The 14,170-nt window shown below is 47.5% G+C and carries 14 protein-coding genes; 2 read left to right on the forward strand and 12 right to left on the reverse strand.

Translation table 11 applies throughout. The annotated features are described in order from the left end of the window. Positions 1-147: 147 nt before the first annotated feature. From L6J37_RS05305 to L6J37_RS05325, 5 genes are all read right to left on the reverse strand, one after another. Positions 148-1,410, reverse strand: coding sequence for a DEAD/DEAH box helicase (locus L6J37_RS05305; RefSeq protein ID WP_192017148.1), 1,263 nt, complete (start codon positions 1,408-1,410; stop codon positions 148-150). Between the two features lie 105 nt (positions 1,411-1,515). After that, entirely contained in the window at positions 1,516-2,430 is a 915-nt protein-coding gene (gene nagK / locus L6J37_RS05310; protein WP_218384673.1) for an N-acetylglucosamine kinase, read from the reverse strand. Between the two features lie 142 nt (positions 2,431-2,572). Then, a complete protein-coding gene (locus L6J37_RS05315; protein ID WP_192017150.1) occupies positions 2,573-3,301 on the reverse strand; it encodes a tRNA-uridine aminocarboxypropyltransferase in 729 nt (242 codons plus the stop codon). Positions 3,302-3,381: 80 nt separating this feature from the next. Continuing rightward, on the reverse strand, positions 3,382-5,430 hold the full coding sequence (locus L6J37_RS05320) for a methyl-accepting chemotaxis protein (RefSeq protein WP_192017151.1): 2,049 nt from the start codon (positions 5,428-5,430) through the stop codon (positions 3,382-3,384). Between the two features lie 245 nt (positions 5,431-5,675). Further along, positions 5,676-6,029: a DUF3802 family protein gene (locus tag L6J37_RS05325; RefSeq protein ID WP_027252261.1), complete on the reverse strand. Its 354-nt coding sequence runs from the start codon at positions 6,027-6,029 to the stop codon at positions 5,676-5,678. 291 nt (positions 6,030-6,320) lie between these two features. Here L6J37_RS05325 and L6J37_RS05330 point away from each other — a divergent pair, with 291 nt between their 5' ends. Together L6J37_RS05330 and L6J37_RS05335 are read left to right on the forward strand one after the other, a co-directional pair. Beyond that, entirely contained in the window at positions 6,321-6,680 is a 360-nt protein-coding gene (locus tag L6J37_RS05330; RefSeq protein ID WP_192017152.1) for a glutathione S-transferase N-terminal domain-containing protein, read from the forward strand. Positions 6,681-6,848: 168 nt separating this feature from the next. Next, the gene (locus L6J37_RS05335) at positions 6,849-7,985 is read left to right on the forward strand and encodes a ParB/Srx family N-terminal domain-containing protein (RefSeq protein ID WP_237794424.1); all 1,137 of its coding nucleotides are present in this window, start codon (positions 6,849-6,851) and stop codon (positions 7,983-7,985) included. A 42-nt stretch (positions 7,986-8,027) separates the two neighbouring features. On the opposite strand, the gene L6J37_RS05340 is transcribed toward L6J37_RS05335, so the two are convergent. The 7 genes from L6J37_RS05340 to L6J37_RS05370 form a co-directional block, all read right to left on the reverse strand. Continuing rightward, on the reverse strand, positions 8,028-8,405 hold the full coding sequence (locus tag L6J37_RS05340) for a TonB-dependent receptor (protein ID WP_237794425.1): 378 nt from the start codon (positions 8,403-8,405) through the stop codon (positions 8,028-8,030). A 181-nt stretch (positions 8,406-8,586) separates the two neighbouring features. Then, complete coding sequence (locus L6J37_RS05345; protein WP_237794426.1) at positions 8,587-9,357, reverse strand: GNAT family N-acetyltransferase; 771 nt, start codon at positions 9,355-9,357, stop codon at positions 8,587-8,589. Positions 9,358-9,412: 55 nt separating this feature from the next. Beyond that, entirely contained in the window at positions 9,413-10,051 is a 639-nt protein-coding gene (locus L6J37_RS05350; protein ID WP_218384678.1) for an HAD family hydrolase, read from the reverse strand. 44 nt (positions 10,052-10,095) lie between these two features. Next, complete coding sequence (locus tag L6J37_RS05355; RefSeq protein ID WP_218384680.1) at positions 10,096-10,476, reverse strand: STAS/SEC14 domain-containing protein; 381 nt, start codon at positions 10,474-10,476, stop codon at positions 10,096-10,098. Positions 10,477-10,644: 168 nt separating this feature from the next. After that, a complete protein-coding gene (locus tag L6J37_RS05360; RefSeq protein ID WP_218384682.1) occupies positions 10,645-11,181 on the reverse strand; it encodes a GNAT family N-acetyltransferase in 537 nt (178 codons plus the stop codon). A gap of 274 nt (positions 11,182-11,455) precedes the next feature. Next, positions 11,456-11,902, reverse strand: coding sequence for a YaiI/YqxD family protein (locus L6J37_RS05365; RefSeq protein ID WP_237794427.1), 447 nt, complete (start codon positions 11,900-11,902; stop codon positions 11,456-11,458). Between the two features lie 102 nt (positions 11,903-12,004). Further along, positions 12,005-13,600, reverse strand: a complete 1,596-nt coding sequence (locus L6J37_RS05370; protein WP_192017159.1) for an ABC-F family ATPase — start codon at positions 13,598-13,600, stop codon at positions 12,005-12,007. Positions 13,601-14,170: the final 570 nt, after the last annotated feature.

Below are 14,170 nucleotides of genomic sequence, written 5' to 3' on the forward strand. Positions count from 1 at the left end.
CAGCCGCAGTAAATATCCGCCTTCTGAGAAAGCAGCTTTAAACAATGACCACCGCCATAAGCGGTGGTTTAGGGGCGACAATTAAAAAGCCACTTAGTCACTAAGTGGCTTTTTCGCCCCAATGGGCAAATTCTAACGCTTGGAATTCTAACGTTTGGATGACTGACGCTTACCTCTGCCGTGATGCACTTTTAGCTGCTTTTTCATGCGGCGTTTATCGGCTGAACGGCCTTTAGGCGCGTGTTCCGGAGGCGAAATAGTCGGATTAGGTTCATAACCTGCCAGCCATTCTTGTGGTAAGCGCGTATCCAGCAGATCTTCTATCGCCTTTAACGCCCATTCTTCGTCCAGGCTCATCAGCGATACAGCCAGACCTTCACTGCCGGCACGACCGGTGCGTCCGATGCGGTGAACATAGTCTTCCGCTTTAAAGGGCATATCAAAGTTCACGACATACGAGAGCTGTTCTATATCCAGCCCTCTGGCTGCCACGTCGGTTGCAATCAAGGCCCGCACTTTTCCTGATTTAAAATCATCTAAAGCGCGCTGTCTTGCCCCCTGGCTTTTATCACCATTAATGGACGCAGCTTTAATACCATCCAGCTGTAATTCCTTCACCAAGGCATCCGATCCCTGTTTGGTTTTGGTAAACACCAGCACCTGTTGCCAGTTACGTGAGCCAATCAGATAAGCCAGTAATTCGGCTTTACGGTGTTTATCAACCGGGTAGACAATCTGCTGCACGGTTTCTGCAGTGGTATTGGCAGGGGTGACTTCGATGACAGAAGGATCCTGCATCATCTTATAAGCCAGGTTCTTTACTGCTTTCGAGAAGGTGGCAGAAAACAGCAAAGTTTGCCGCGGCGCTTTCATTCGCCTTAAAATACGCTGAATTTCATCCTGAAAGCCCATATCCAGCATACGGTCCGCTTCATCAAGCACCAAATATTCCACCTGACTGAGATCGATATTACCGACATGCGCGTGATCCAATAAACGTCCCGGGGTGGCAACGACTATCTCGGGGTGATCTCTGAGAGCTTTGGTCTGCATATTCATGCTGGTACCGCCATACACAGCCACAGATGTGAGAGGTAAAACAGCACAGAAGGCGTCCATGTTGTCCTGTACCTGCTGCGCCAGCTCTCTGGTCGGTGTCAGAATCAAGGCTCTGACTGGCGCGCCCTTACCCAGCCCCTGATTCTTAGCGGTTTGGCTGAGCATCCGATCCAGCATCGGCAATCCGTAAGCAGCGGTTTTTCCTGTTCCTGTCTGTGCTGCAGCCAGCACATCCTTTCCCGCCAGCACAGCAGGGATCGCCAGTTGCTGTACCGGAGTCGGTTCTGTAAAGCCTTGCGTATTGATCGCTGAAAGAATTTCAGCCTGTAGCCCTAACTTGGAAAACGCCATACCGCTGCCTTGATCACGAAAAAGCAGGGATTCTATCCCCTGTTGCGGTGAGTTACCAATAAAAAAGCACCCTTGCGGGTGCCTTCAGCATAATAAGGGTATGGTTCAGACCGTTTCGATATTCAGGAAAGCCGCGCCACGGACACCGCCCGCATCGCCATGTTTGGCTTTGATGATTTTAGGTGCGCGGGCCACCGACAGCAGGTGCTTAGGCAAACGCTTTGGCAACTCATCATACAAGAGTTCGAAATTGGACAAACCGCCGCCCAGAACAACCACATGTGGATCCAAGCCTGTCAGCAGATTACCCAGACAAATGGCCAGCAGCTCAACAAAACGTTCAACATGCTCAACGGCTTTCGCTTCACCTTGGTTGTAGTGTTTGATTATCTCAACCGCCGGGACTTTCTCTCCAAAATAATGCGCATAAAGCTGTTCAAAACCGCGGCCGGACAGATAGTTGTCAATACAGCCTTTGTTGTCACAGCCGCATTGGAATAGAGGGGCTTTCTCACCCAGGTGAAACCAGGCATCAATGGGTAGACGCGTATGGCCCAGTTCACCGGCGACATGGTTTTTACCGGAAAACACTTTTCCGTTAAACACTAAACCACCGCCAAAACCCGTGCCCAGAATCAGCCCCAGCACAGACGGTTCATCACGCAATGCTTCATCCCATGCTTCAGACAAAGCAAAACAGTTTGCATCGTTATCAATACTGACAGTACGGCCAAGACGGCTTTCAAGGTCTCGACGCAGGTGGCGGCCTTTTGCAGCAGGGATATTGGACGTCAGCACTGTGCCATTTTCGGCGTCTTCCATACCGGGGATACCGATACCAATTTTCCCTTTACAGTGAAAACGTTCATCCGCTCTACCGATCAATTCCACCAGCGTCTCAATTAACGCCTCATAATCATCACCCGGCGTAGGTACACGTTCAGTGGCCACACGCTCAAGTTGTTCGTTGAAAGCACCAAATTCAATTTTAGTGCCTCCTACATCGAAGCCGTAATACATCGTTGTCTCCATTATTTTGCGCTGCAAAAATTATCCATTTATCAGCATATACAGACTGTGACACAAACCATATTTAGCAGTGTATCAATCAGCGCAAGCGCACAATTATATTAAGTAAGCAATGCAAAGCTGAAAAGCACGGTTACACACAAGCTTCGGAGAGCACCGCCTGCTTTAGGCGCGCCAAAGCCGAGTCTTCAGGCAAAGACCGGTTTAGTTTTCCGACCATATAATTTTCTCTGAATACATCAAACCAGAGATCCAGCATTCGGGCATTTTCCTGCTCACCGAAACTGGCCACGATCCGGGCCGCGACTTCTGCCGTACCCAGCTGATTGTCCTTGGCCGCTTCCCTTACCTGATAACGTGAACGTGACTCAGGCGTAATTGACAGCATAGGAAATTCGTTCAGATACGGGCTTTTACGAAACATTTTTTTCGCTTCAGACCAGCTTCCGTCAAGCAAAATAAACAATGGCCGTTTGCCGGCCGCAGGCACAACCTCGCTTGCGACACGCTCTGGGGTACCGTATTCCGCAGGAAAAATCACATAAGGTTGCCATTGGGGATCAGTCAGCACCGCAAGCATGGCGGGATCAGGCTCAGTTCGAGACCAGATAAATGCAAAGGTATCGATAAAAAGATCGGCAATCAGCCTGCCGGTGTTACTGGGCTTCAGAACTTCATCATCATACATAATCAGCATGAAAGCGGCGTCAGACTCAATCTGTGGTTTATGGCTGCAGATACAAAGGTGGGCTCTGAGCATGCAGAACTGACAACGCTCAACTTTTCCACCCCGTGCCAGAAATGGCCGTGTTGAACGGGCAAGACGCATTTCATACAGGTTATGAACAGCGTGGATACGCATAGCTAGACTACCAGGGAAAGAAAAAACGCCAGCATTCTACTGGCGTTAGTGACCCGGTGACAAGTCTATGCCTGCGGTTTCTAAACGGCAGGGTCCAGAATTTTATAGCGCGTCAGCATCTGGCTCTGCTCCCGCGCAATGTCAGACACAGTTCTGGCTTCCTCTACCAGCGTCGATAATTGCTGATTGTTGAGGCTGGCCTGGCTGGCGACTTCCTCAACACTTCGGCCCACTTCCATGGAAGCATTTTCCTGTTGTTGTGTGGCAGCAGAAATCGTGATCACTTTATCAGTAATCCGGGCAATGGCGCCTTGTATACTCTGAATAGCCGATTCAACCTCGCCACTCAGATTAATGGAGGCTGTCATTTCGCTACGGCTTTCCTGCATTGCCGTGTTCGCCTCCTCTGCCGCCTGGTGCAGCTCGGCGATAGTCCGGCGGATCGACTCGGTTTGCTGGTTGGTCTCACTGGCCAGTTTTCTGACTTCGTCGGCCACCACGGCAAAACCGCGTCCCTGCTCACCCGCCCGTGCCGCTTCGATTGCCGCGTTCAGCGCCAGAAGGTTGGTATTGTTGGCAATCGTGCTGATAAGCTCCACGACTTCTGTAATTTTGCCGACGTGTTCATCAAGCGAGATCATACAGGCCTCGTTTCGCGCAAACTGAACATCCAGAGACTGCAGTCTTTCGGTGCTGCGCGCAATAATCCCGGCCCCTTCTTGCGCCAGCGTATTGGCCGCTTCGGCTTCGGTTTCCGACTCAGTGGTACTTTGCGCGATTTCTTTGATAGAGGCTTCCAGCTCAGTGATGGCAGCAGCAATAGTGCTCAACTGATCACTCTGCTGACTGAGTGCGCGGCGAGACTGCGCCGAAGCGGCCTGACTGCGCTCAGCCGCCTGAGTTAAGGTATGGCCATTCTCACTGAGTTGCGCCATGGCATGGCTGTTGGTCCGATTTGACTGATTCAGCAAACTGGCCAGTTCGGCAAATTCTTTCGGTGCGTTTTCGTCTGCGATGACTGTCAGATCACCCACGCTGTTTGCCTTGATCACATCATCCAGACGCTGCAAAGAAAGGCGAACCGTTTTGCTGACCCAGGCGCCGGCTAGTAGCGCCAACAGCAAACCGGCGACACTCAGGGCAATAAAAATCATTTTGGCATTGTCGCTGGCGGCCAGAACACCCTGTTCGCTTTCATAGATCATGCGCTGTGAACCTGTCTCCATATCTCCCAGCTTGAGCATGATTTTTTCCACCTGCACTTTTGCCTGATCGGCTTTTTCAGCCTGCGTCTGTATCAGGCGAAGCGTATCGAGCTTGAGCGCGACCATCCCCTGCTCGCTAAACAGCTCTTTCACCATATCAAACGGTACAGATAAACTGGAGTATTCCGCCAATTCAGGATTTAGTCGATTCAGCTCTTTCCACGCGTATAACATGCCTGACAAATTAGTCCGATTCAGATCTTTAGCGTACGCTTCGGCTTTTTTCAGATCGCTTTCAAACAACAAAGCCACCATGTTGTTTCCCATTTCCTGGGAATGATTAATGAAGTTAGTCACATGACCCATAGCCGCAGTATCGCCAGCGTACAACCCGATGCTGATCCTGCTCATTTCAGAGCGAACAGATGAAACAGCATAGTTCATCGTAGCTTTGTCAGATTCCAGCTTGGCTTGATTGGTCAGAATTTGCTGCTGTGTTTGTTGAATGGACGAGACGAGTTGATTAAATGTGGTGAGATCGCTTTCAAAAGCACTGACATCATTTTCAAGCCAGCTAATGCTATGTTCAGTCGCCAGCTGCTGCAATTCTGCTACGGCATCTTCTACATGCTGTTCATTACTTTTCAGTGTGTTCAGTGCCGTTTCAAGGGTTTCTATTGTCCGGCTATTTATCACCTCTGTCAGACTCTGGGCGGAAGCCAGTGATCCCTCTACCATTTCGGCATTCAGTGTTGCGACGGGTAATGCCTGCTGGCTCAGCGAGGCGAACTGCGTAGAAACACGGTTAAGCCCTTGATTACCAAAGAATGACAGCAATCCACCGATAACCACAAGAAGCAGAAAGACTGACTGTATCAGAACCACAACTGACAGCCTTGTCCGTTGAGTGCGTTTTTTTGTCATAATGAACCTTTGTCAATGCCACAATTTCTGCCCCAGCAAAACCAGTTCCAACACGTTACAGGACAATAATTGTGATCCTATTCTCATTAAATTCGCCGTTAACATACGGCTCAAATATGACAATAAAATGTCAAAGGTAAAAAATATGTAACGAAAGCCTGCAGTTAGCTAAATGTCAGCGACAAAAAAAGCAGCCTCAGCTGCTTCTGTGTTGCTTGCCGGATGTCGCTCTCCGAGCATTGTGTTCAGGCGTGTGAAGTTTGTTGACTTATCACACTGTCAAACAGGTTTTTGACCAGGCTGATATAATCTTCCAGGAAGGTAATTTGTTCAATTCCCGGGTTTTTCTGCCATAAGCCGCCTAGCATTTCCGCCATATCATCCAATACAGCATCGGCTTCCTGCATTAGCTTGAATCGAAACTCCGGTTCAAGATCCGGGTTCTGACCAAACACCGCCATCAGGTTTGTAGCGATCAGATCCGTGACAACATTTTCTACGGTTTCCTCACTTGCATCAGTACCGCTTACAGCAAACACACTCAGGTGTTCCGTAAAATACTCAATCAGCGCGTGATAACCATCAGATTCAACAACCATATCTTTTGCTTATTCCACCCAACACTACAGCAAATGATAGAGTGTCCAATTTGTTTTTCAAGCTCTGTGACACCAAGTGTGCTCAAGTTAACTATTTTATTTATCAATAAGAAACAGCTAATTTAGCCATCCGCCAGATGACTTTTGCCAGCACCAGCCTCCGAGCAGTTAACAACGCGGATTTTCGGTCTCTGCTGATACCATGCTGAAGTTGGAACACTGGTGACGTTAGGAGGGCTTTTACGTTACAATCCTGCCACTAAAATCTGAACTATAGAGATAGACATTCTAATGAAATTTGTTCGATGGTTCCTTGGCCGGATTATCCTGCTGCTCAATGTTGTATTTACGCCAAAATCCATGAAACGCTCTGCCCTTGAGCAAAGCGAAATCAATGTGGCGGCTGAAAAGCTGAAACTTTACCAGTTTGATGCCTGCCCTTTCTGTGTCAAAGTCCGTCGCAGTGCCAAACGACTGGCTCTTCCTCTCAAAACCCTTGATGCGAAGAAACCTGCCTTCGAACAGGAACTGATTAATGGCGGCGGAAAACGCAAGGTACCTTGTCTGCGAATTGAAAAAGAAGATGGACATGTGGAATGGATGTATGAATCTTCTGACATTATTCAATATCTTGAAAAACGATTTGCCTGATCTTCCCGTATAACTAGAAGCCCGACTCTGATCGGGTTTCTAAGTGACGACAGTTTTTTGACAGCCATCTGATACTTCCCCCGCCCGATTTCAGTATTATTTCTTATACAACGCGACCTTAGCTATTTGCTAAACTCAATTTGCTACCCTTATCAGTGAGGAGCTCTCATGCGATTACATCGTACTGCCTGCTTAGTTTTTGCTTCCATGTTAGGTGCTGCTGTCACAGGTTCTGCACTTGCAGCTCAGGAAGAAAAAGCAGCCGCAAAAGCACCCAGTCAGGCCGAAAGCGATGACAGCAACAAAAACAACGAGGATAATTCTATTCAAGTGGGCGACGTGCTGACGGTTAAACTGGATGCACTGTTACCAACACAACCTGTTCTTGCTTTTGACAGGGTGTTTGCCAGCCTGGGCCGTTACGAAGCACGCCCGGCCCAAATGTTTGATGACCTTTGCCTGACTAGCGGGGGCAAAGGTGTGAAAACATGGGATCACCAGTCTAAACCGACCGATCTGGAAAGCTATACTTGCCAAGAACCGCCAGGCAGCAATCAGGATGCCCTGCCTACCGTGCTGCTTGCGCCGGACGGTAAAACCCTTTACCTGCTCTCTGGTCATCATATCCTGACGACATTCTGGGATATGCCTAACGGTGGAACCAGTGTTCCTGTAAAAGTGAAAGTCACACAAAGCCTGGCCGGCGATGATATTGATGAAGTCTGGAATGCGATGAAAGAAGCTGGGCAATTCTGGCTGTTTGATACCCGTGGCGAAAAAATCAAACCTTCTGAGTTACCTGAGTATCTGGGTATGAAGCAGTTAAAGCATGATAAATATTTGTCACTGGTCTTTTTCCTGCGCAATATCGCTTACAGCGATCCCGATAAAGGCAAAACGGTGAACCCTCTGATCCGACCTATGTCTATTCCCTATATGCAATATCACTGGGCCCAGTATCTGCGTAAAAAAATGAAGGTGTCGAGTTACGACCTTAACGACCCCGATGAATACACTGCTGCACTTAAAGAAGCGGCAAGCCTTATTGTGGCGGCGACAGATGATGAAAACATTGCCTTATCAGGCAAAACTGCGAAAGAATTGGGTCAGTTTGATGAAGTCAATACCAAAGCACTGGATTCATTACTCACCCGGCCGACCTCAAGCTGGAGCTACGCATTAGCCTATCGCCAGCGTGAAAAAGAAGAATCCACACCAAAACGCATTCTTGAAGAGCAAAAAGCGAAAAAAGAAAGCGCCAAAAAAGAGGTTGCACCTGCAAGCGCCGAGAAAACTGAGAACTAAAGGCAGTATTATGCAATCAGGGCGAAACTCACCTCGCCCTGATTACTGACTTTTGCCTGATGTCATAAACAAAACTGTCATCAGAATCATTCCCACCAATACCGCCACCGACGGCAATGCCAGAATCGGATCCAGCACATCCGCTTCAGCGACATTGCCATACAGTAGAAATAGCCCTACAACCAACACCAAAATGCCTGCCTGATGGACATAAAACTGAATCTGGGATAAAGCACTTGAGCCGTTTGTCAGCCATAATCGATGGCACAAACCATAGATGAAGGACACAACAAAAGCGGCCAGCATGATATGAGCATGTGTCACCATTTGACCATGGTTATGAGAAGCAGCCATGTAGATGCCTAACAACAGCCCGAGGATAGCGTAGATAAAGCTGGTAATAACGTATTTCCGGTCCATGCGCCCTCCGACCTCATGCAATTCAGGCTGGATAGCACGAATTACCAGATGCTATCCGTCAAGATCAGAATAGATAAAGACATGGGTGATCGATGGATAATTTTCGCGTTTTTATCTCCGCCATCTTGCAATCAATCGTGGAAAATAGGCCGAAAAATGGTGACAGGCAGGTATTTGCCTGTCAGTGATTAACGTCAAGAAAGTATGGCGTCGTTTCTGCTATGAACCTAAAGCCGTGCTTTTCTACAATAGGCCGGCTCATAGCGGATGCATCGATAGTGAGGTAGCGAATCCCACGTTGTTTGGCATCATTAATCCTCCGGTGCAGTAACGCTGTGTAATAACCTTTGCTCCTGTATTCGGACAATGTGCTTCCCCCCCAAATGCCGGCAAACGGGCTGTCGGCGCTGTATAAAACCCAGGCCGACGAAACGGGAATATGATTATCATAGATAACATAAACAGCGACATCTTCTGGGCAAGCCTGCTTAATCTGGTGTAAATGAAAGGCATGACTTGTATGATCTGTACCCCACACTTTTTCCTGCACAGACATGGCTTCACGAATACCATCAAGATCATAAACTTCGGTTATGTCCGCAGTCACAGGCAAGATATTTTGTATGCCGTCCAATTCCAGCACCATAAAGGATTCAGAATCCTCCTGAGTAAAACCTTGTTCAATAAGGTGTTTGCCTATATTAGCGGGTGAGTCTGTGGAATAGGTTTTCCATTCAAAGGATTTCTTCTGTTCTGAAAAGAAGTGAATTTCTTTTTTGATCGCCGGCATTGCCTGCTCTTCATCAAAGTGGAAATACGTAATGTAGCTGCCCTGTGGCTCGGGTGAGACGCATCGGACAACCGACCCATTCACTTGCTTTTCATAGCCGGGCACGGATTGCCCTATACGTTCAAACTGATTGTATAAAGCCATAATTTCCTTTTTATCCATTTAGCTTCCTTGATGTGATGGCCGAATGCAGACGGCTTGTTATTAGTGTATCGCCCTACTGGTTAGTAATGTAGTACAGCGCCTGATCGTCACTGTGATAGTCATGAATGGTCTGACAGTGACTGACTTTATTCCCAACGATAACCAGATTAACACCCAGCTCCTGGCACGTTCGAACGTCCCATTCGGCATCACCGAAATAGGTCAGTTGTAAATCCGTATCGCCCGCTCTCTCCCGGGCGAGTTCCATGATACGAGCGCGGGAATAATGATCGTCTGATGACGCCATACTGACATCATTAATGTTAAAGCCTGCAGATATCAGCTTCATTCTTGCCGTTTCCCGCCAGCCACCTGTTGCCAGAGACACAATAAAGCGATCATCGCCCAGCAAACGATGAAAAAATGCTTTGGCTCCACTCACCTCTAGTGCAGGGCGATGGCTCAAACGCTCCCTGATATTCTGAATGAAAACCGCTTTTACTCGCCTCTCAAGATCAACAAGCTCTTCATCTGGCGCCTGAATTTCAATAAAAGTGCGAAGGATCCCCCTGTCGGTAGCATGCGGATAATCACTCCAGCTTTGATATAGATCCAGACCAGTTACCGACTTCACCGCCTTAACAAAACAACTTTCATCAAACTGGCTGGACTGAATTAATGTATCGTCCACATCAAACATTACATGATACATATAATTAATTTGTTCCTTCCGTTGGTATCCGGCTCCACAGACTCTCACGAGTCCGTGCCGAACCCTTCCAGCCATGCCTCGGCCTGGTCACGCTGATCGCGATTAAAGGATTTAATCGTCAGACCAGGAATCAAGAAACCTTCGGCTTCGCTGACTTTTTTGACCCAGTTTGTATCAGATAACACCGCTGCACGGTCAAATTTACGGATAAACCTCATCATTGATGGAAAGCGTGACAATTCAACACCAATCGCCCCCATGGAAGGCAGCTGATATTCCACTATATCAAACAGCATTTTGCCATTCTGAATATCTGATGACTTATTAAGCAGTTCATCTAACGCCGATCTCATCTCTTCAGAATCCAGCTTACCGCTCATTTCAATGTCGAGCCTGTCATTACCCACTTTTTCAACAGTAAACATATTGCCTCCAACGTGTCATTATGCAGCATTTACCTGTAAGTATTGCTCAAAAAACCTTACATGAAGAAACTGTGGCGTCAGTCAGTAATAAGTCATCTTACTGGCCGTTATCATGGCAAAAAAGTAACAACGAACTTGCTTCTGTGTATTTGCAATAGTCAAACCCGCTCAAGCACGCCATTTTCTGGCAAGTAAACCATAAATCGCTGAATCTGACATTTTACCGTCGACAATCCACCTTTCTGCTAAATACCCTTCCTGTGAGAAACCCAGTTTTGTTAATACTTTTGCCGATCCTGTGTTATCCGGGTCAATTTCTACCTCCAACCTGTTGAGTTGCATTTCCTGAAAAGCAAACTGAATCAGGGCAGAAGCGACTTCCTGAACAAGGCCTCTGCCCCAGTGGGCTTTGGAAATACCAAAACCCAGCTCTGCCCTGCGCGAATCTTGGTCAATATTAAAGAGCATGCACTTGCCTAACAGTCGTTGCTCAGGCTGTTCATAAATACCCAATACCAGCTTTTCCGGCTCATCCAATGACGGTTTTGATGCCTGTATATAATCATTCGCCTCTTCAATGGATTGCCATGGGCTGCTATCCCAATATCTCATCACATCCGGATCAGAGAAAATATCAAACAAGGCCCCGGCATCACTCAGGGTCAGTGGGCGTAGTACGCATCTTTGGGTGGTCAGTTCAAGCACGGCTGTTCCTTATTTTTCATAATCAACTCATCAGCATGAATTTTATTCATCAAAATGCAGATGAAACAAGTTGTTTATTAAAAATAAGAGTCTGAGCGCATGGTATTTATTATTGTCCCGCCCGGTAAAGGGCATATCAGGCATAGAGAGCACGCATGGAGAGCATGCATGGAGAGCAAGCCTGGCATGAAGTGCAAAATCGAAATAATGCAATGGAAGAAAGAAGAATGGCAGGCCCCAATCAGCATAACAGGAGCCTGTATTACAGTGCTTATCAGCGAGCTTTTGCGAGGAAGACATCCAGTTTATTGGCAAATTGCTGTCTGTCAGCCTGACTGATAGGTGCCGGCCCACCGGTTTGGATACCGCTGCTGCGCATAGTTTCCATAAAATCCCGCATTTGCAGGCGCTGTTTAATCGTATCTTTACTGTACATTTCGCCACGTGGATTAAGCGCGTGACCACCTTTAGTAATGACCTCATCCGCAAGCGGGATATCGGCAGTAATCACCAAATCACCAGGCTCAAGCTGCTGAACGATATGATTATCAGCGACATCAAAGCCAGCCATCACCTGCACTGCTCGGATATGCGGTGACGGCGGGATACGGATGGCATGGTTCGCAACCAATATCGTGCAGACGCCTACCCGATGAGCGGCACGAAAAATGATTTCTTTGATCACATTCGGGCAAGCATCAGCATCAACCCAGATATTCATGATGGTTTCCTTAACTCTGGTTCAGGGCACATTGGCCGTTCGGCTTCCTATTTTGCATAAAAAAAGCCGCCCGGAAAGGCGGCTGTCTTTAAAAGTACGGGATTAGCACTCAATGCCTTGCTTGTGCAGGTACTCATCATAAGTACCGTGGAAGTCATTTACACCGTCTTTGGTGATTTCAATAATGCGGGTAGCAACCGAGGATACAAACTGACGGTCGTGAGAGACAAACATCAATGTTCCTTTGTAGTTTTCCAGCGCCAGATTCAGAGACTCAATAGACTCCATATCCATGTGGTTAGTTGGCTCATCCATTAACAGGATGTTTGGCTTTTGCATGATCAGTTTACCGAACAGCATACGGCCTTGCTCACCACCGGAAATCACACGAACTGATTTCTTGATGTCATTCTGCGAGAACAGCATACGACCCAGAATACCGCGAACAACCTGCTCGTCATCGCCTTCATTTTTCCACTGGCCCATCCAGTCCAGCAGATTCATGTCGGTGTCGAAATCAGCGGAGTGATCCTGCGCGTAGAAGCCGATATTGGCATTCTCAGACCACTTAATCATACCGCTCATCGGCGTCATAACACCTGCCAGGGTATTGAGGAAAGTTGACTTACCGATACCATTTTCACCAATGATTGCAATACGCTCACCGACTTCTACCATCAGGTTAACGCCATTGATCAGGATGTTCTCACCATAACCCTGCTTCAGCCCTTCCACTTCCAGTGCGTTACGGAACAGTTCTTTTTCCTGTTCGAAGCGGATGAACGGGTTTTGACGGCTGGAGGCTTTCACTTCATCAAGCTGAATTTTATCAATCTGCTTCTGGCGAGAGGTAGCCTGTTTCGCTTTCGAAGCGTTAGCAGAGAAACGGCTGACAAACGTATTCAGCTCAGCAATTTGCGCTTTCTTCTTCGCATTGTCGGCCAATAGACGTTCACGGGCTTGAGTCGCTGCCACCATGTATTCATCATAATTACCCGGGAACAGACGCAATGCACCGTAGTCCAGATCCGCCATATGAGTACAAACAGTGTTCAGGAAGTGACGGTCGTGCGAAATAATGATCATAGTGCAGTTGCGCTGCATCAGAACCTGCTCTAACCAGCGGATAGTATTAATATCCAGGTTGTTCGTTGGTTCGTCCAGCAGCATGATTTCAGGATCAGCAAACAGCACCTGAGCCAGCAGTACCCGTACTTTCAGACCAGGTGCCACTTCGCTCATCAGGCCAAAGTGCAGGTGCTCAGGAATACCCAGCCCAAGCAGCAATTCACCCGCGCGGGCTTCAGCAGAATAACCGTCCATTTCAGCAAAGTCGGTTTCCAGATCGGCAACACGCATACCGTCTTCTTCAGACATTTCCGGCAGCGAGTAGATACGATCACGTTCCGCTTTGATTTCCCACAATTCTTTGTGACCCATAATCACGGTGTCAACTACAGTGAACTCTTCAAAAGCAAACTGATCCTGACCTAACTTCGCCATACGCTCGTTAGGATCTTTACTGACCACACCAGCAGAAGGCTCCAGTTCCCCACTCAGGATTTTCATGAACGTCGACTTACCGCAACCGTTAGCACCGATCAGGCCGTAACGGTTTCCTTCGCCGAATTTAACGGAGATGTTTTCAAACAGAGGCTTATCGCCAAACTGCATGGTGATGTTCGCTGTTGTGATCAAAATAGGTTCCTACAACAATAATCAGACATGAAAAAAGCTGCCTGATAGCATTGGCAGCTTTTCATCGGAAATTGGCGAGCATATTAACAGATGACGTGAGTTTTATCACGCTTTGTCTGTTCACTGAAGAAAGCGTCCGACAGTACACAGAGACGACAAAAGCGGCATTCTGCCTGAGCGCTACCAATGGCAAAACACTTTACTGACTAAAATATCACCGAATACTGAGAAAAAACTTACCAGCAAGCTGGTGACAGCGATTTCTGCAGGGCTTGACACCGTTTTGGCGGCGTCACCTGATTTTTTTTGTAAAAATACCAACTTTATTGAAGAGTTGTTCCCTGGCAGCCATTTTTTCTTGTTTTATTACAATCATCCTAATATTTCTTAAAAAATAAGTTATTTCTTACCTCACACTTATTCCAGCATATCACTCTGAGCAAACGACCAAGATCACAAGTTACAAAAGATCTAGATCACAAATACAAGTGATTAATTTTACTAGGATAATAACCCATGCACCGTTACAATCCCTGCCCATAAAAACGATAACAGCTCACAGGATAAATG

This window comes from Photobacterium sp. WH77 (assembly GCF_022014395.1).
Lineage (GTDB): Bacteria > Pseudomonadota > Gammaproteobacteria > Enterobacterales > Vibrionaceae > Photobacterium > Photobacterium arenosum.

What these genes read in the sequence shown, in the direction of transcription:
- L6J37_RS05305 (WP_192017148.1), bottom strand. Translation starts at nt 1,410, where the DNA reads ATGGCGTTTTCCAAGTTAGGGCTACAGGCTGAAATTCTTTCAGCGATC.
- nagK (WP_218384673.1), bottom strand. Translation starts at nt 2,430, where the DNA reads ATGTATTACGGCTTCGATGTAGGAGGCACTAAAATTGAATTTGGTGCT.
- L6J37_RS05315 (WP_192017150.1), bottom strand. Translation starts at nt 3,301, where the DNA reads ATGCGTATCCACGCTGTTCATAACCTGTATGAAATGCGTCTTGCCCGT.
- L6J37_RS05320 (WP_192017151.1), bottom strand. Translation starts at nt 5,430, where the DNA reads ATGACAAAAAAACGCACTCAACGGACAAGGCTGTCAGTTGTGGTTCTG.
- L6J37_RS05325 (WP_027252261.1), bottom strand. Translation starts at nt 6,029, where the DNA reads ATGGTTGTTGAATCTGATGGTTATCACGCGCTGATTGAGTATTTTACG.
- L6J37_RS05330 (WP_192017152.1), top strand. Translation starts at nt 6,321, where the DNA reads ATGAAATTTGTTCGATGGTTCCTTGGCCGGATTATCCTGCTGCTCAAT.
- L6J37_RS05335 (WP_237794424.1), top strand. Translation starts at nt 6,849, where the DNA reads ATGCGATTACATCGTACTGCCTGCTTAGTTTTTGCTTCCATGTTAGGT.
- L6J37_RS05340 (WP_237794425.1), bottom strand. Translation starts at nt 8,405, where the DNA reads ATGGACCGGAAATACGTTATTACCAGCTTTATCTACGCTATCCTCGGG.
- L6J37_RS05345 (WP_237794426.1), bottom strand. Translation starts at nt 9,357, where the DNA reads ATGGATAAAAAGGAAATTATGGCTTTATACAATCAGTTTGAACGTATA.
- L6J37_RS05350 (WP_218384678.1), bottom strand. Translation starts at nt 10,051, where the DNA reads ATGTATCATGTAATGTTTGATGTGGACGATACATTAATTCAGTCCAGC.
- L6J37_RS05355 (WP_218384680.1), bottom strand. Translation starts at nt 10,476, where the DNA reads ATGTTTACTGTTGAAAAAGTGGGTAATGACAGGCTCGACATTGAAATG.
- L6J37_RS05365 (WP_237794427.1), bottom strand. Translation starts at nt 11,902, where the DNA reads ATGAATATCTGGGTTGATGCTGATGCTTGCCCGAATGTGATCAAAGAA.